Source organism: Ruminococcus sp. AF20-12LB, assembly GCF_003478985.1.
Classification (GTDB): domain Bacteria; phylum Bacillota; class Clostridia; order Lachnospirales; family Lachnospiraceae; genus Blautia_A.
Genome location: NZ_QUGH01000018.1, coordinates 12915 through 29802 on the forward strand (window position 1 = coordinate 12915; position 16888 = coordinate 29802).

General features: G+C 38.5%; 19 protein-coding genes. All 19 read right to left on the bottom strand.

All coding sequences use genetic code 11. From position 1 onward, the window contains the following. Positions 1–6: 6 nt before the first annotated feature. The 19 genes from DWX61_RS16980 to DWX61_RS17065 all read right to left on the bottom strand — a co-directional run bounded on the left by DWX61_RS16980 (position 7) and on the right by DWX61_RS17065 (position 16845). Complete coding sequence (locus tag DWX61_RS16980) at positions 7–396, bottom strand: BlaI/MecI/CopY family transcriptional regulator (RefSeq protein WP_059085781.1); 390 nt, start codon at positions 394–396, stop codon at positions 7–9. Positions 397–528: 132 nt separating this feature from the next. Next, entirely contained in the window at positions 529–1431 is a 903-nt protein-coding gene (locus tag DWX61_RS16985) for a hypothetical protein (protein ID WP_015542765.1), read from the bottom strand. A 117-nt stretch (positions 1432–1548) separates the two neighbouring features. Next, on the bottom strand, positions 1549–1713 hold the full coding sequence (locus DWX61_RS19035; protein WP_173903310.1) for a hypothetical protein: 165 nt from the start codon (positions 1711–1713) through the stop codon (positions 1549–1551). A gap of 222 nt (positions 1714–1935) precedes the next feature. After that, the gene (locus tag DWX61_RS16995) at positions 1936–3042 is read right to left on the bottom strand and encodes an RNA-guided endonuclease TnpB family protein (RefSeq protein ID WP_118626509.1); all 1107 of its coding nucleotides are present in this window, start codon (positions 3040–3042) and stop codon (positions 1936–1938) included. A 330-nt stretch (positions 3043–3372) separates the two neighbouring features. Beyond that, complete coding sequence (locus DWX61_RS17000; RefSeq protein WP_118626511.1) at positions 3373–3747, bottom strand: hypothetical protein; 375 nt, start codon at positions 3745–3747, stop codon at positions 3373–3375. A gap of 140 nt (positions 3748–3887) precedes the next feature. Further along, complete coding sequence (locus DWX61_RS17005) at positions 3888–4865, bottom strand: M28 family metallopeptidase (RefSeq protein WP_244790849.1); 978 nt, start codon at positions 4863–4865, stop codon at positions 3888–3890. A gap of 433 nt (positions 4866–5298) precedes the next feature. Next, a complete protein-coding gene (locus DWX61_RS17010) occupies positions 5299–6006 on the bottom strand; it encodes a hypothetical protein (protein ID WP_270427819.1) in 708 nt (235 codons plus the stop codon). Further along, complete coding sequence (locus DWX61_RS17015) at positions 6003–7301, bottom strand: COG1361 family protein (protein WP_118626513.1); 1299 nt, start codon at positions 7299–7301, stop codon at positions 6003–6005. Before DWX61_RS17015 ends, DWX61_RS17010 begins: the two co-directional genes overlap by 4 nt. A 2-nt stretch (positions 7302–7303) precedes the next feature. After that, a complete protein-coding gene (locus tag DWX61_RS17020; protein WP_502696309.1) occupies positions 7304–7951 on the bottom strand; it encodes an ATP-binding cassette domain-containing protein in 648 nt (215 codons plus the stop codon). Between the two features lie 46 nt (positions 7952–7997). After that, the gene (locus tag DWX61_RS17025; protein WP_227190740.1) at positions 7998–8726 is read right to left on the bottom strand and encodes an ABC transporter permease; all 729 of its coding nucleotides are present in this window, start codon (positions 8724–8726) and stop codon (positions 7998–8000) included. 18 nt (positions 8727–8744) lie between these two features. Next, positions 8745–9635: a hypothetical protein gene (locus DWX61_RS17030; RefSeq protein WP_118626517.1), complete on the bottom strand. Its 891-nt coding sequence runs from the start codon at positions 9633–9635 to the stop codon at positions 8745–8747. Between the two features lies 1 nt (position 9636). Continuing rightward, positions 9637–11121 carry a DUF6034 family protein gene (locus DWX61_RS17035; protein ID WP_118626519.1) on the bottom strand — a complete coding sequence of 495 codons (1485 nt, stop codon included), beginning with the start codon at positions 11119–11121 and terminating at the stop codon, positions 9637–9639. A 99-nt stretch (positions 11122–11220) separates the two neighbouring features. Then, positions 11221–12642, bottom strand: a complete 1422-nt coding sequence (locus DWX61_RS17040) for a sensor histidine kinase (RefSeq protein ID WP_118626521.1) — start codon at positions 12640–12642, stop codon at positions 11221–11223. Continuing rightward, positions 12639–13304 (bottom strand): response regulator transcription factor, encoded by a 666-nt coding sequence (locus DWX61_RS17045; protein WP_005423065.1) that lies wholly within the window; start codon positions 13302–13304, stop codon positions 12639–12641. Before DWX61_RS17045 ends, DWX61_RS17040 begins: the two co-directional genes overlap by 4 nt. A 45-nt stretch (positions 13305–13349) precedes the next feature. Next, complete coding sequence (locus DWX61_RS19610) at positions 13350–13571, bottom strand: hypothetical protein (protein ID WP_173899870.1); 222 nt, start codon at positions 13569–13571, stop codon at positions 13350–13352. After that, on the bottom strand, positions 13493–14104 hold the full coding sequence (locus DWX61_RS17050; RefSeq protein WP_118626523.1) for a family 20 glycosylhydrolase: 612 nt from the start codon (positions 14102–14104) through the stop codon (positions 13493–13495). The genes DWX61_RS19610 and DWX61_RS17050 overlap by 79 nt, the downstream gene beginning before the upstream one ends. Positions 14105–14418: 314 nt before the next feature. Next, positions 14419–15168, bottom strand: a complete 750-nt coding sequence (locus DWX61_RS17055; RefSeq protein WP_118626525.1) for an ATP-binding response regulator — start codon at positions 15166–15168, stop codon at positions 14419–14421. A gap of 11 nt (positions 15169–15179) precedes the next feature. Next, a complete protein-coding gene (locus tag DWX61_RS17060) occupies positions 15180–15365 on the bottom strand; it encodes a hypothetical protein (protein WP_005423080.1) in 186 nt (61 codons plus the stop codon). A 127-nt stretch (positions 15366–15492) separates the two neighbouring features. After that, positions 15493–16845 carry a L,D-transpeptidase family protein gene (locus DWX61_RS17065; protein WP_270427820.1) on the bottom strand — a complete coding sequence of 451 codons (1353 nt, stop codon included), beginning with the start codon at positions 16843–16845 and terminating at the stop codon, positions 15493–15495. Between the last annotated feature and the right edge of the window lie 43 nt (positions 16846–16888).

Genomic DNA, 16888 nt, shown 5'->3' on the forward strand with positions numbered 1-16888 from the left:
AATTCGCTATTCCTCCCTGTCCTCCAGGTTCTTAAGAAATTCACTGAGATCCTGGACTTCTTCTGAGCTGATCTTCTTTCCATGATAAAGTGAAGTTACAAACTTTTTTAGTGAATTCCCATAAAGTTTCTCAAGAACACTCTGGCTTTCATGTGCCTGATAATCTGACTGCGAAACCAGGGGTGTATACAGATTCATTTTTCCCTGTTTCGTCACTTCCACGAAATTTTTGTTCTCCAATCTGGTCAGCAATGACAAAATTGTTGTTGATGCAAGTTTTTTCTTCATAGTGATCACTTTCTCAATCTCCGGTCTGGTCATCGGCGGAGTATTATTCCAAAGAACGAGCATAATATCCAGCTCTGATTCCGGAAGTCTCTGGTAAGTTTTTTTCACTTTTTCATACCTCCTGTTACATATTTTCTACAAATGTAGGAATAACTCTATTTTACCACGGTTCACGGAAATGGCAAGGGCTTTTGCACAATTTGCAAATGCCCTTGCCATTCCTGCAGCTACTGACCACTATCAGTCTATTTCTGTATAACTGCTGCCATTTTCATCACTCCATGTCCCGTCTCCATTGTCCGTAAATCCTGTACCATTTTCGTCCTGGAAATAATAATCACCATTTGTAGTTTCCGTAACCGTCACAGTATTACCGTTTGCATCCTGAAGGTCATGCTGTTCCAACGTATGTCCCAGATGATGAGTATCATCATTCAGAGCTGAGTAGGTATTTCCATTTTCGTCGGTATAAGTCTCATCCCCATTATCGGTATAGTTCATTCCATCATCTCCACGATATTCACAAGAATAATCTTTGTGAAGAATGTAATTAATCTCAATGGTATTTCCATCACTGTCAACTAATGTCATTGGTGAGGTAGAAAGGATATCGGAATCATCATTGCTGTCCGAGGATTTTGCAGAAGCATTTTCTTCTGTATCGGAGGAATCTGAATCTCCTCCTGACTTCTGACTGGCAGTATCTGTAGTTGCCTTATCAGAATCATCAGAAGAATCATCGGTCTGGTTTTCATTCTCCTGTCTGGTAAGTGAAGGATTTCCAGGATACGAAATATATTCTACAAATTTTCTGACGTCACTGATGTCATCTGCATCTTTTGCATATCCCACTGCCATATACAGGCTGTTTCCCTCTGAATAAATTGTCTGATAGCAGGCATCGTATGTGTCATTGCATTTGGCAATCCCTGTTTTGACATCCTCCAGTGAATATTTATAGATATTTACATAATCATTTCCGTTCGTATAGCTTGCATAGGTACCTTCCGTATCTGCTTTTTCCCATTCAGATCCAGCCGGCGGCTGTGTATAGAAATCGTTATTTCCTGCTGCCATAACCGTTGCAGCTGAAAAAATCCCAAGTGTTGCTACCGTCATAAGTGTCATAAATTTTGTCTTCATCGTGGATTCTCCTAGAATTTTATTTTCTACATCTGTAGAAGTTAATTGTATTCTACAACTGTAGAATACAATTGTCAATTCTTTTTTCTATATTTTTTTATCATCTCAGTTTAATTTCTATTTTTCCTTCCACTGGGCTATATAAATCCAGAGGATCTTCATCGCTTTCATAAACACGTCCTTCGCCTTCTCCAAATGATTTGCGGCATACTGGACATGATAGTCAGAACTAATATTTCTTTTTTCATTTTTCTGCAATCGTATTTCCATCAAAAGTGCCATTTTACGCCATTCCTGCAATAAAAAAAAGGCCCTCCCGGATAGACTATTATTGTTCCTGTCCATCCAGAAAGACCTGAAAAGTGACATGCTCCCACCACTTAAATCATAGATTTTGAAGTGGGGGCTTCTTGCTCAATGGCTCTACTGAGCCAAGTATCTACAAGCTATCCTCGCGTGCCCCGCGATTTTTATTCGTCCGGTTACGGACTTTTTATTGTTCTGTCATGCACATTCTGCAAAGATTCTTTTTCCCTCATTCATGATGTTAACTGCCGCATTTACATCACGGTCCATTCTGTGTCCGCATTCACAGTAATAAATTCTTTCAGATAAAGACAATTTTTCTTTTTTCTTTCCGCATACACTGCAAATCTTACTGGATGCAAAATAACGATTTACTTTTATCAGATATTTTCCACGTTCCTCCAGTTTATATTCCAGCATAGACAGAAACAGGCCATATCCATTATCATGTACGCCTTTTCCAAGATGAAGTTCTCCTGCCATCCCTTTCAGATTCAGATCTTCCACACATACTGCATCATAGTTCTCGACAAGACGGGCACTAAGTTTATGCTGAAAGTCTTTTCTCTGATTTCGGATCTTTTCATGGCACAGTGCAACTCGTTTCTTCTGCTTCTTATAATTCCGACTGCCTTTCTGACATCTGGACAGCTTTCTCTGTTCCCATGCAAGCTTTTTCTCTGTATTTCGGTAGAACATCGGATATTTGGCTCTTTTACCGGTAGAAAACACACACATTCCATGCATCGCAAAATCGATCCCGATAAATCTTTCTGCCGGTCTTTTTTCTGCTGTTTGGTTTTCACAGCAAAATAAAAGACTGGCAAAATAATTTCCGGATGGCTCCCTGCTGACTGTCACAGATTTCAATTTCCATTTTTCTGATATCGGACGGTGAAGCTTTATTCTAACAGCCGTCATCTTAGGCAGTTTCAAATATTTTCCTTCCAGAAAGATATTTCCATTCACCACGTTTGTTGTATAGGATTTTCTTGATGACTTCTTTGATTTGAAACGCGGAAATCCTGCAGATGGTTCACGAAAAAACTTATGGAATGCGTTTTCCAGATGCATCTGTACATTTGCTAACGCCAATGAATCCACCTCTTTCAGCCACGGATATTCTTTCTTGTAACTGGCTGGTGTGTTCCTTAACATCTTTTTTTCTTTTTTATAATATTCCATTTTATCTGCAAGCATACAGTTATAGATAAATCGGCTGCAGCCGATTGTTTTTTCTATTTGTACACGTTGTTCTGCATTTGGATAGATTCGTATTTTTACTGCCCAGTTTATTTTCCTCACCTTATTCCTACGTATAAGTAAACGAATTCAATTATCATTTTTCGAGCAATATGTTCTTTCTTTATTATAATACAATTCCACTGCAAGAACAAGTGTTTTCTTTTTTTATCTACAAAAATCTTTTGGGTATTTATGGGATTTATGGGTTATTTATGAGCATTTATGATCAAATCTACAATTCATCTCACTACCTGAAGAGATAGGAGAATTCTTGTTATATATCATGTTAAAATTTATTCTTCTCAGTGGTCTTAATATATAGTTTATCAAAATATAGAAGAAATGGATATATATTTTCTTTTAATATTTTTCTAAAAAAGCTTTATTTTATCACTCTACAGTCACCGGACGCATCATGGAAAGCAGCTCCTTCCGGTAATGATCGGCCTTTTCCTGATTGCCCTGTTCTTTCCGTACCATCTTTGTGATTCCCGGATACTGTCCCGGGAAGCTTTCCAGCATGATACCATCTCCATAGATTAGGTAAACATCTCCGTCTGTCATATCTTCCTCTGTCAGCTTCTTTCCATTCTCATCCGTAAGCTTATCCGGTATCGTTCCGGAGAAAATCGTGTCCGTGTCCAGATCCGCAAAATACCAGCTGTTATCATCTGTATGAAAATACACTGCTGTCATCGGCTTTTCCCCGCATCCCGCCAGACAGAACATAACAAGTACCGCCAGCATCACAATCCATTTTTTCATTATTCCACCTCCTAGTCTCTGTCAGTATTTGATTATTTCGACTTCACACCGTGCTAGCACCATGAAAAACATTAATATTACTGACTTCTACAATGTTTTTTATCTGGCACTACCATTAGTGGGAGATTTTTGATATAAATTTAATTGATCGTTGGAAGTACTTCCATAACCTGATCAATCACTTCCACAATTCTCTGTATATCCATATTTTCTTTCACATCAGAACTATCATTCACGTTCAAACCATCTTGCCAGTCCTGGACAATTGATACTGCCGGGATATTCACTAATGCAAACGGATAATGGTCACTGTTGGTTGCCATTGTCAGGAAAAATCTGTCATTGGGTGTAAATAGTTCTGACATACTATTTTTATTTAATTCGGCCAGTTTTTTCAATCCCTCATCATCATATTCCGCATTGTCTGGTCTTTTGTTTCCTTCGATCATCGCCATATAACCCAGATCACTTTTTTCTGCAATAGTATCAATATTTATTACTCCGATGATCTGTTTCCGCTCGTCCTCCGTCAGCTTACCAACATACCATCTTGAACCCAGCATATATTTCTCTTCGCCCGAGAACAGGATGAATTTTATATTATACGGCATCTCTGTATCTTTTAAAATCCTTGCCAGTTCAAGCACTGCTGCCACTCCGGAACCGTTATCATTGGCGCCCACCGAATCTTCTGCACTGTCATAATGGGCACTTATGATCAGATTTTTTGTAGTATCAATGGATGAGTTTTTTGTCACAATGATATTTTCACCAATGCCGTCAACAATTGCATCCTCGGCTGTTGATGCCAGAAACACATCCGCCTGCGAGGAATGCCTTATTGCATTCTCATTGTTTTCATCGTTATATTCGAATTTCTGGTATTCTATATTGTCATATCCCAGATTGCCAAAATATTCACTAATATATTCTTTTACATTCTGTATTGCATCAGAATTTATTGGACGCGGTTCAGAAGTGATTTCATCGATGATCTGTTCAATATTCTGTTCCAAAGGCTCTATTATTGTACCGTTCTGGGTAACACTCTCCGTCATTGTCTGAATTGGTGCTATTAATGATATAACCATAATTAAGGCAATTGTAATTTTTTTCATTTGTGAGCTCCCTCATTTTACCAAGTATTAATCAGTATCTTTTATCCAATAACTTTCCATGCAGAACCATAGGCTACAACGAAAGCTTTTTTTCATACCATAAACATTATCATGTGATATACTTCTGCCAATTAAATCTCAGATTTTGAAAAAGGGACAGACATTGATAAATTTACTTAGTTCCATTCTGGGCTATGCACGGAACATTACAACCACATGATCAAAAGGCGGTAAATCTGATATTCTAAATGTACATTGTGATCCTTTTTTAACAAAATTAGCTTTTTTATCATTTATGTTATCAACTGATACTATTATACCATGAACTGCATCACCAACCAAGTGTTCTTTTTTGCTTTTACAGCGTTCGTGCAGTGCTTTTACAATTCATTGCACATCTGTAAAGGAAAGAGACTTCTTGCTATATATTATGTTAAATTCCTGAAAGTATTTTCTTTGCGTTCTCCAGGTTATTTTTTCCATTTATTTTTAGATATACTTTACTGATTTCAGAAGGCTCTCCTATTTCTCTGCAGAGATCCTGTGCCTGGTAGATGGGTATGTAGATTTCGTTGCCTTCTATTACTACAGCGGCTTTACAGGGCATATATGAGGTCTGCGGTTCTCTTGCGGAATTGCCGGATAAAGTGGTAAGATCATCCGTGGCTTTGGAAGTTTCCTTCTCTTTTTCATCCAGGGAATAAAAAATATTCAGGTTTTCACCCATCTCTAAAAATTTTTCCTGTTGTTTTTTTGAAATGGCATGATTATTATAGTCTTTCATATCCCGTAGGGAACCATTTCCCAGCAATAACAATGGCATCTTCCCCAGTTCATTCTGAGTTGGATTTTTTCCAAACGCATTCATATCAATTCCTAAAAAAGTCGTTGTTTCCGTATAATCTTCAATTTTGATGACAACCGGGACTTCTATGACTGGCCAGATTTCTTTTATACCTTTTATCTTCTTCGCTTTCTGCAAAAAATCTTCATCATAAGTCAGATCTCCAAGTGGGAGCAACACAGCAAATTGCCGTTTTTCTTCTTTCATGCCCGCCAGCAGCATCACTAATAATGTCAATATCAATGACAGCAAAAGTATGACAAATAAGGTAAAGCTGTCTATTTTTTTTCTTTTCAATGAGAGGCCGCCTTTCTCACTTCTTCGAGAAGGATATTTTTCTTATGAAGCTTTCTGACCAGAATCAAGATTATGGAAATAAGCAGTACTGCAACAACTGCAGCTATGGAATACCACCAGTTATTGGTTTTCTCCTGGTCATCTTCAACCTTTAAAGACTTTATCTGGGTTTCTTTGATTTCAGAATCGAATTTTATTTCGTCCTCATACGATTTGCCATCTGCATCCTCATACGTAAGGATTAATTGACCTGCACATTTTCCTGTTTTTCCTTTTACATATATGCGAAGACTTCCCTGGGATAAATCTCCGGCCTCTATGGTCCCTAAGAATGCAGTATCGTTTGAGCTTAATTCATCAGCTTTTAAGCTGACACTTGCATTATATATTTTGTCTCTTCCTAGATTCATTGCTTTTACCGGGATTTCTACTGTATCCATAGTGTATAAAACAGATGGAATATCTGAAGCTTCCAATTTAACACGAACAGGTTGGATGATCTGAAAAGACAGTAATTCTGTACCGGTAGTTGCCGTTGCTTTTGAATCTTCATAATCCAGAGAAAAAGTAATGACAGCCTGTCCAGGATCACAGTTTTCTGTTATAGTAATCATCTGTTCCAAGGTAATTGCTTCACCAGGAGCCAGGACTTGTACATAAAAAGAGTTTTTCTCAAATTCGATTCCTTTGTTCTCTGTAGAAAGGGAAATTTTTAAACCAAATACATTTTGACTGCAGCTTTTATTTCGAAATGTCAGCGACATTTCTGTTGTAGAACCAGCCTCCAATCGTCCACCCGAAAGATTGCTGTCTTCTAATAATACCTGCGGTTTATGTAATATTTTTTCACTTGATGAGTCTGATGTTGAATTACCTCCTCCCCCACCGCCCGAATACCCTCCGTTGTCTATAACCGGATCTGTTATCTGCGGGGCGTCACCGTCTTCCGGATTATCACTGTCTATTACAACATGAAACGGATTCGATTTAGAACCATCACCAAAGTCATTTCCTGATGTAAAAATATCCGGATCCGGATTTTCTTTATCGCTATCAGCTTTATCAGGAGTCTTTTCATCCTCTGCCGGAGGTTCGGTACTCGTAGAATCATCCTCTTTTTCATCAAGGGTTAACGAGTTGTCATTCTCATAAGATACGGACGGATCTGAGTCCGTAAATCCTTCTTCAGCAGATGTAATCTCCGTGTTTTGAGGCTCTGTGGCAAAAACGGTAGCTGGAAGAAATATTATTGTCGTACACAATACTAATGCCGTTTTTACAAATAAATTTCTCATTATCAGGCAGTCCTTTCTCTTAAGATTCCTCCATCCATTTCATATACGTGGTCACATAAGATTCTGATGTCCTCTTCATTATGGCTTGCCAGCAAAATGGTTTTTCCTGCTGCTTTTAAATCCAGCAGCAGTTCTCTTATTTCTTCCACTCCATGTTTATCCAGTCCATTAAACGGCTCATCCAGGATCAAAAACAGAGGATCTTCCATAATGGCCTGTGCAATACCAAGGCGTTGACGCATTCCAAGGGAATATTTTCCGACTGGTTTCTTCATGTCCGGATCCAATCCTACCCTTTTTAAGACTATGCGGATATCGGCCTTCGAGATCCGGCCATTCATGTCTGCCAGGATCTCCAGATTTTTAAAGCCCGTATATTGTGTAAGAAAACCGGGAGTCTCGATAATAACTCCAAGACTTTCAGGAAAATCCACATCATGGCCTATTTTTTTTCCAAATACAAAAATAGCGCCCGTAGTTACAGGAAGAAACCCACAGATGCATTTCATAAGGACGGTCTTTCCTGAACCGTTATTTCCAACAATCCCATAGACGTTACCTGTTTTCAGGGAAAGATTTACTTCCTGTAACACGATGTCTTCACCGAAACGTTTGGTCACGTGTTCTATTTTTACGCAGGTGTTCTGCATCATTCCACTTGCTCTTTCCAGATCACAGGCCAGATTAAATGTCCCTTCAGATTTCTTCCAATCTTCCATATAAAACACCTCCCAGAATTCCCAGCATTACTAATAAAAACAACAGTAGAAATAGCCAAACTCCTATTTTGTCCGGTCCCCAATTTTCATCAGCCAGTATCCATTCTACTGGATAAAACCATATCTGATTCTTAAAATAGCGGTCATGAAGGATAATTCCGAAATAAAAGCTTACAAAAGGGATTCCATATGCCATGTAAGCAGAATCCCATAAAATCCCGCAGCTTCCACCGAAAGTACTTATGATACTTCCGATAAGTCCTGTCCGAAATGCCTTCATGAGTAAGTCCAGAAGTGCTTCTTTCTGAATAGCACCCTTTATCTCCAGCGGATAGAACACAATAAAATTGATAAAAAGTACCGTTAGTATAGATAACGTCCAGACCATAAAACCAGATACCATAATGGAAAAAACTTTACCTTCGATATACTGTCTGCGAGTCGTTCTGGGAAGTATCTCCTTTAAAAATCCACTTTTATATTCTTGCAGAATGGAATCACTCCATGGCAATACGGCTGCTACCGGAATGGCAAAAGATACTGCCTGACTTTTTAAGGAACCTTCCAGTATACTGATAAAAGTACCACATGTCAGTGCTTTTTTTAAGCTGGGATAAGTCTGTCCAATGGCTATGGAAATGCAGGCTATCAGCCATGCTGCCAGAAAATTCTTATTAAAAAACATACGTTTTGTTTCACCCCACATAGGTTTTCCCCCTTCCGATCATGTCTTTTCTCCAAGAAATTCAAAGGTATATTTTTTCATCCGGTTAATTGCAAAAACTGCAAGAAGAACTAAAATACCCAGAAAAAACATATAGGAATGCGGGATTTTCGGGAGCAATGGATCATAACCCAAGTTATGTTTTCCGTATACTGCCTGGTTCAGAGGACTGATCCAGCAGATTAATACATTTACCTGATACATTTCGTATTTTTCTTTATGTAAAATTGCAGCCAGTACTTTCGGGTCCAATAAAAAACCAAAAACACTGTAAAGAAGGCCAAAAATCATCCCCTTAGTCTTCCCTTTATAGAGATTTCCTACAAGGATTACAAAGCTTAAGGTCAGCGAATAACAAAACAGAAGGAAGAAAACCTGCAGCATACAGCCATAGGGTGAGATACTTTCCATGACCCTTACTGTAGAAGGGACCTGCAGGTTTTTTCCTAATTCTGAATAACCAAGCATGGCTGCAGTTTCGCTCCACAGGTTACCTGGATAACTCTTTTTCATACACAGCACGGCCGTAAACAGCAGCATCAAAACCGTATATAAAACAGTTACAAGAATAACATAAATGAATTGACCTAAAAGCCATTTCCTCTTGGTTGTCCGGGTCAGCTGGTATGGAGTAATAGGTGTCATCTTCGGCAGGTCAGAAAACATAAGAAGCAAGAGCAGCGAACTGGACAGTACTGCTATCCCATCCCCAAATGTCCAGATAAATGGTTCAATGGCCTGTACCGGTGTATCGTAGGTCTCCATTACAACCATGATTCTGCCTGTAAGCAGGAAACTAAGTACAAATTCTAACAGAAATACAAAAATAACTTTGGGATTGCGTAAAAATCCGAAGAAATTGTACCTTACAATTCCAAATACCTGTCTCATGTCAGTAACCCAGATTCCGGTCTATGATACTGCCATCCACGGCATTAATGGTAAGGAAGCTTTCATTCGGATCTTTACTGGTATTTGATTCTGTTTCTCCGTTATATTCACTTTCTGAAGTCATGCTGCCGAAAAAATCCCAGACGGGGATCAAAATACCTGTGTGTGCGTCAGTAGACGGCTCATATATTCTGGCATAACCAAGAACGATCCGATCAATATTATAGACCCTGGAATTTTCATATTGCATATTATCAGCGTTTGTTACCACCATCATTTTTTCATAAATTTTCATAACCTCGCTGAATGAAAGAAGATTTAAATTCTCTGTCTTTATTTTACCAATTGTGTAGGGATTTGAATAAGTCATGCTTTCTATGCCATCTTTATCGACATAAAAACAGAGACTTTCATAAGACCATGTTTCCATTGTGCTGTCCATATCTTCCAATGCCCCACCGTCTGCAATTGTCTGAGTTACCGGCACACCATTTATGGTACGTGCATAGTCAATTCTATATCCATTTCCAAAATTACCTGAACTATTATCGCCTTCAAAACTTTTGCACACCGCGTAATTCCAGTTAGAAAACTGTAAATCTGTGATGCCCATTTTTTCAACTTTTTCCTTTACAAGTTTTTTTGCTTCATCCAGGGACAGCCCGATAGATTCTTCTGTGGGTTTTTCTTTCTCTTCAGAATATCCGTAATCACACCACATTGCATCCTCCGGTATTTTTTCCCCACCCTTGTTTGCTGCTTTCTTGATCTTGACTGACAAGGTATCGGAGCCAGTGTAAGATGTTATATAATAGTATTGTGAATCGTCTGGCATCTGTGCAATACAATCGAAAAAATTTCCGGCAACAGGTTTTGCCTCTGTCAGGGTTTTCTTTTCCGGAGCAGTTTCGTATTCCTGTTCCCATGTCTCAATATCTTCATAGATATCATAGACATAATTACCATCATCATCTGTTCCATAGTTATACGGATCCAGGTTTCCGGTTGCAACGTCTTCTTTTAGTTCATCCAGAGTTTTTTTAATTTCATCTTTTGTCTTCACATAATAACTATCCATGGTATAAAGTTTTGCCTCTGAGAAGAATGCGTTTGTAATACGGTCTAGAAGCTCCTGGGTAACTTCTGCCGCAGTGACAGAAATAGCAGATATCTTTTCCACTTCCGGAATTTCTACGCTTGCATCTGTATTTACCACGAGCTTGGCACTGTCATCTTCCACATGGCTTTTATAATTTTGAGGAGCATCAATGAGATTCCTGATGGTTGTCTTTGACTCTGAACCGTCATCGTTCTTGCTTTCAGATGCTTCTCCTTTAGAACCGCTAACATCATCCGCTTCCGTATAAGCATCTACAGCCTTGCTCCCCTTCGGCTTTACCAAAGAAGAATCCGGGGTCTGTGCGCATCCTGTAAACATTCCAATACAAAGCACTATTCCTGCAAACTTTTTTATGTTTTTTCTCATTTCTGGTAATATCTCCTTTCTAAGGTTGTTATAAGTATATCATCGAGCATTACACCAAATCTTTCGCGATTTGTAACTGATATGTAAACGTTAGTGTGATTACCAGAAAACAGAGACGGTAGTTCCTTTTCCCGGATTGCTTTCAATCTTCAGTTGGAAATCGTGCAGTTCTATAATTTTCTGACATAAAGAAAGACCGAGCCCTACACTTCCTTTTGCCCTGGAACGAGATTTGTCTACCATATAAAATGGTTCCGTCACCATTTCCAGATCCTCTTTCGGTATTCCCTTTCCAAAATCCTGAACCATCAGATGGTCTGGGGTTGCCTCAAGCACAATTTTAGATTCTTTCCTGGAAGCTTTGACTGCATTATCAATTAGATTTGTCACTACACTTATCATTAAGTCCTGATCAAACTTCTTTACCAATTCTTTTGGTTCACAAAATACATCAAGAGAGATGTTTTTTTCTTGAAGCCTGCAATCAATAAGTTCTTTTACTTCTTTCAGGAAGTTATCCACCTGTATTTCAGCTGGATTGAATGAGTCTTCCGAAGCTTCGTAGAGTCCGGTTAATTCCAGCATTTTCATAGAAAGTCTTGACAGCCTGCGACATTCATTTTCAATATAAATCAGAGCCTTCTCCTGCCTTTCTGGGGTTAGGCGCACAGTAAGCAATGTATCTGCATAGCCTATGATTGCAGTCATTGGGGTCTTCAGCTCATGAGCCAGACTTCCAATAAGCTGTTTTTGTGTCCGGTTTATGTTAGAAAGACTTTCAATTTGTTCTTTTATTTTACCTGTCATAAAATTAAAGGTTGCACCTATCTGCGCAAGTTCTGTATTTCCCTCTGACGGTACTTTAAAATCATAAATACCTTCAGAAACAAGAAGCGTAGCTTCTCTTAGGCCTGTAAGCGGTGCTGTGATTTTTCTAAGGCTCAAATAAAGGATAATTCCCATCACCACGATCAAAGATAAAGTAAATCCACCCGTCTGAAAAAACAGCAGATGACTTTTTTCTATTACATCTGTTATATCTTTATAAGTAACAATCTGATATCCCATATTTACATTGCCATAGTAAAATAACAAAAGTGTCCTTCCATTTATCTGACTGATCATAGGGCCATGACCATCACTGTTGCTGCCATGATCCACCATGTTTGCCTTACTTGCACATAATTCTCTTAACTTTTTTACATCGAATTCATAAACAGTTCCATTATAGGTCATTTTTCCATCAAGATATAAAACCGCGCTGTCATGAAAAACCTGCCGAAAAGCATAAGTAACTATTTGGGGGCGCATTTCGTTGTCGGTATTCTGTTTCTGACCGTCGGAAAGGTTTGTTTTATTTTCAAACTGTAAGATATTTGTTCTAAATATACTGCTTTCATAACTGTTGATATTCTGTATACTCTGATTTTTCCAACAATAAGTGGTATAAAGAAAGATCCCTAACGATACCAACAGAATGATACATGTAGTCTGAGAAAAAATCTTTATTAAGAGTTTCATAAATCCACCTCAAGTCTGTAACCGATTCTGGGAATTGTTTTAATCTTATCCTGCCAGCCAAGCTTTTTCCTGATACGACCCACATGTGCATCCACAGTCCTTGTTTCTCCGCAGAACTCTTCATTCCACAGTTCCTGCAGGATCTGATTCCTGGTCAGTGCTTTATTCGGGTTTTTAGCGAACACCATGAGACAGTTATATTCCATTGGCTTTAAATAGATTTCCATGCCCATTTTTGTAACAGTACGACTTGCAGTATCAATGATGACATCACCAATTTGAATCTGTTCTTGTACAGTGCCATTACGTTCCAGTACTTTTTCAAGACGGACCATCACTTCCAGCATTTCAAATGGCTTTACAATATAATCTTCCGCACCGTCTTTTAATCCCTTTATCTTGCTCGCGATATCTCCCTTTGCAGTAAGAAATATTACGGGAATTTCATATTGCTTCAATTTCGGTAACAGGCTATAGCCGTCTCTTCCGGGAAGCATGATATCTACAAGTGCACACTGAAACGCATGATCTTGAATAATTGCTTCATATGCCTCATTTCCATCCAGATATCCTACTGTTTCATACCCTGCAATCTCCAGATTCATACACAGCAGGTCATTGATTGACATTTCGTCTTCTATCACAAGAATTCTTGCCTTCATAATTATTACCTCACATGTTTTTATAAATATCTTTTCACAGGTTAATTATACATTAAATTCTATATTGCAGTTGTAACTGATTTGTAACAGCAAAAAAGGAAACCAAAACCATTCTGTGAGAATAGTTTTGATTTCCTGTATAAACCGATATGCTGATTTTATACACATGCCCAAATCGGCTTTATCAGCTAATACCGCCGCCAGTTTTTCATAAAACGAGAATAAAAGCTGATATTTTCCTGTTTTTTTGCACATTCCTTCATACATTTCTGTATGTTTTGGTAGTAAGATTTTGTATTGACACCTGATTCTTTCACATGATAATCAAAATGCCTGACATTGGATCCTGGAAAAATAACGTTATCCGAAAGCTGCGCATGGATATCCAGCATTTTTTCATAGGTTCTGGTATCAGCATGATAATAGTCCCAATATACTAATCCTAGATCTTTTTTCGGTTTTTCCCATTTGGAGCAGTCCGTGTTTTCGGGCAGATCATAGTATCCGCCTGTAGAATTTGCTGTAATGTACATGTCACTCCATATCATAGGCTTTAATTCTAATTTTCTGCAAATATCTACGACCCTGTTACAATGTTCCTCGATTATCAGTGACCCTTTTTTATATCCATTTTCTTTTAGATAATTTCCAAGTCCCAGCATGACAGCCTCATCCATTCCAATATGTACCCTGTTGGTAGAAAAATTCTCCTTTACTGAGCTGAGCAGCTTTTCAATAAACTGATAAGTTTCCTCTTTTTCAGGCTGGAGAATGTCCGCAGAATCACGAATCTTATCCATTCAGACATGCTCTTGATATTGAAATTCATCTTCTTCCATATGATGTATGGCATAATTAAGTGCGCGGTAATAATGAGATATTTCCCGGCAGATGATATGAATCTGGTTTTTTCTTTTATTGATCAATATTTCTGGTCTGTCCTGAAATTTAACAAACAATTATATATTTTGGTTGAAACCGTCATTTTCAGCCAGCAGTATTTCAGTACCTTTTTTAATAGTATTATATTCTTTCTTATCAGATGAAAAAACAATGTTCATACGTATTCCTCTTTCTTTAGGAATTATTCTTTTTATCATATCCTTCCGGTATCTCATAAGAATCTACTTAAGGCACGAATCAGTTTTTCTGACTCCAGTGGTTTGGTAAGATAATCGTCCATTCCAGACTTCAGTGCTTTAGTCTTATCTTCTGTAAAAGCATTGGCGGTCATAGCTATAATCACAACAGCAGATGCATCACTTCTGTTCATTGTACGTATTTCTCTGGTAGCTTCCAGGCCATCCATAACTGGCATCATAATATCCATCAGAATTACATTGACCTCACCAACACCTGATTTTGCAAATGCTTCAACAGCCTCCTTACCGTTTGAAGCCCTTATAATTTCTGCTCCTGCATTTGTCAGAAGGAATTCTGCAATTTCCATGTTCAATTCATTGTCTTCGGCCAAAAGGATTCTCATGCCTTCAATTGATACATCGTCTTCCTGGCTTTCTGCCTGCTTCATATCAGCAGAAATAAGGAATGGGAGCTGTACCATGAATGTGGTTCCTACATTTTTCTCGCTTTCAAATTTAATCGTACCGCCCATTTTCTCTATTAGTTTTTTTGTAATTGGCATACCAAGACCTGTTCCTCCATAAACAGATCTTGCACCGCCTGTTTCCTGAGTAAATGGTTCAAAAATATGGTTCTGAAATTCTTTACTCATTCCAACCCCGGTATCCTTGCAGTGAAACTCAAACAGTATATGCCTGTCATCCACCTGTGTTTCATAATAGCTGAGCAGTATCTCTCCTTTTTCTTTATTATACTTGACAGCATTACTTATGATGTTCATAAGGATTCTTTTTAAACTTTAATCACAGCACTTTTGCATGCTCTGTCAATGTGTTTATTTCCATAAATAAATTTTTCTTTGTACCCATTATATGGTTCCAGTATTGATACGTCAATCCCATTAATGTGCCTTCTCTTCTTCACTCTTTGTGAAAGGAAGAGATTGCTAGCTTTTACCAATCGCTCTTCCACTTCCATATCAAGTCTGCTTTGTTCTGGATTACCGAAATGGTGATCATGCGTCAGGCTGATACTGTTGACAATGAAAAACAGGAGCCAGCTGCATTACAACTTAGCTCCTGTCCTGTACATCTTGAATATAGAATTAGTAAAAACAGATTATCGGGACATCATACTGAATAAGACTATAAAGCTGTCCGGCATTTTCTGGTGGAAGATTGATGCATCCATGAGAACCACCTGTAAGATATCTGTCACCACCAAAGTACGGCTGCCAGTCTGCATCATGAAAGCCAATTCCTCCATTGAATGGCATCCAGTACGTTACCGGCTGTTCATAAGAATATGTTCCATTTGCTGTCATTTCACCTCGCAGCACGGACGGACTGCTCTTTGAATTCAGTGTGAATATTCCAGGGGGTGTTTTTCTATCCGGATCGCTTGGCAGTCCGGATACGATTTCTGATTGAAAAATAATATTTCCATTCTGATAATACCACATATACTGTTCTGTAAGATCTACCTCTATATATGTATCTCCGAGATCATTGATCCCGTGTGCATTTGCCCTCATAGAATATACCGGTTCCCTGGTTGTCTGGGTTCCTGACTGAATTTCCTGCATGAGCTGTGCTACTTCCTTGTTCTGATCAATCTTCCATCCATAGGCTGAGCCATATACATACACCGTCCTTCCGCTTGTGGTCTGGAATTGTCTTTCAGTGCCAACTGTATCATGATCTGCTGCAAGCTGTGCCACATAATCCACTACATGCTGCCGGAAGGCTTCATCATTCTGGAGCAGCTGCCCTTTCTCGTCAAACTGCAGCCAGTTTTTGATGGTACTCCCATCGAGTGTTACCGTTTCGTCTCCAAATGTATATGTGATATTTGCTTTTGTCAGGTTCTTATATGTATTTACCATATTCTGAAGTTCCGAACTTTCTTTCGTCACATCTGCTTTCTTATAGGCCTTTGGATCACTTTCCAGATCTACCTCTGCCGCATCGTTATCGATTGCCCTGCATATCATCTGATAAGCTTCTTTGGTATTTAATTCGTTGCCTTCCGTTTCTGGCACAATAGTGAATTCTGAGTTAACAAAACTTACATACGCATTTTCCGGTGCTATCTGATTCTCTTTTTTCGCACAATTTAATGAATTTACCTGTTCTTCCAGTTTCTCCCGGTTGAAAGAAGTCTCTTCTTGAACCATATAGTTTTTTGTTTCAAAAAGACTGCCGATCCATTCCCATGATTTCTGAGTTTTCAGTAGCTGGAGAACCGCACCGCTGGATACGTATTTATAATCAATGTCTTTTCCTGTAATGGCCTGCGGGTCCTGCATTCTTGCCCTTACCTGAATAGTATAGTTATCCTTTTTCCCAGCAATCTCCTGCTCAACCTCATATGCTGTCTTATTTGAACTGTCAATCCCATTGATGGTCGTCCCATAAAAGAAGTGATATGAGTAATAATAAGATATACCTGCATACATACAACAGCCTATAACAAAAATCATCAATATAATCAATATTACA

Coding starts and splice junctions, on each gene's coding strand:
- DWX61_RS19035 (WP_173903310.1), bottom strand. CDS start 1,713: ATGGCACTTTTGATGGAAATACGATTGCAGAAAAATGAAAAAAGAAAT.
- DWX61_RS17030 (WP_118626517.1), bottom strand. CDS start 9,635: ATGAGACAGGTATTTGGAATTGTAAGGTACAATTTCTTCGGATTTTTA.
- DWX61_RS17050 (WP_118626523.1), bottom strand. CDS start 14,104: ATGGATAAGATTCGTGATTCTGCGGACATTCTCCAGCCTGAAAAAGAG.
- DWX61_RS17005 (WP_244790849.1), bottom strand. CDS start 4,865: ATGAAAAAAATTACAATTGCCTTAATTATGGTTATATCATTAATAGCA.
- DWX61_RS17035 (WP_118626519.1), bottom strand. CDS start 11,121: ATGAGAAAAAACATAAAAAAGTTTGCAGGAATAGTGCTTTGTATTGGA.
- DWX61_RS17020 (WP_502696309.1), bottom strand. CDS start 7,951: ATGCAGAACACCTGCGTAAAAATAGAACACGTGACCAAACGTTTCGGT.
- DWX61_RS17065 (WP_270427820.1), bottom strand. CDS start 16,845: ATGTATGCAGGTATATCTTATTATTACTCATATCACTTCTTTTATGGG.
- DWX61_RS19610 (WP_173899870.1), bottom strand. CDS start 13,571: ATGTATGAAGGAATGTGCAAAAAAACAGGAAAATATCAGCTTTTATTC.
- DWX61_RS17045 (WP_005423065.1), bottom strand. CDS start 13,304: ATGAAGGCAAGAATTCTTGTGATAGAAGACGAAATGTCAATCAATGAC.
- DWX61_RS17025 (WP_227190740.1), bottom strand. CDS start 8,726: ATGTGGGGTGAAACAAAACGTATGTTTTTTAATAAGAATTTTCTGGCA.
- DWX61_RS17040 (WP_118626521.1), bottom strand. CDS start 12,642: ATGAAACTCTTAATAAAGATTTTTTCTCAGACTACATGTATCATTCTG.
- DWX61_RS17015 (WP_118626513.1), bottom strand. CDS start 7,301: ATGAGAAATTTATTTGTAAAAACGGCATTAGTATTGTGTACGACAATA.
- DWX61_RS17060 (WP_005423080.1), bottom strand. CDS start 15,365: ATGGAAGTGGAAGAGCGATTGGTAAAAGCTAGCAATCTCTTCCTTTCA.
- DWX61_RS17055 (WP_118626525.1), bottom strand. CDS start 15,168: ATGAACATCATAAGTAATGCTGTCAAGTATAATAAAGAAAAAGGAGAG.
- DWX61_RS17000 (WP_118626511.1), bottom strand. CDS start 3,747: ATGAAAAAATGGATTGTGATGCTGGCGGTACTTGTTATGTTCTGTCTG.
- DWX61_RS16985 (WP_015542765.1), bottom strand. CDS start 1,431: ATGAAGACAAAATTTATGACACTTATGACGGTAGCAACACTTGGGATT.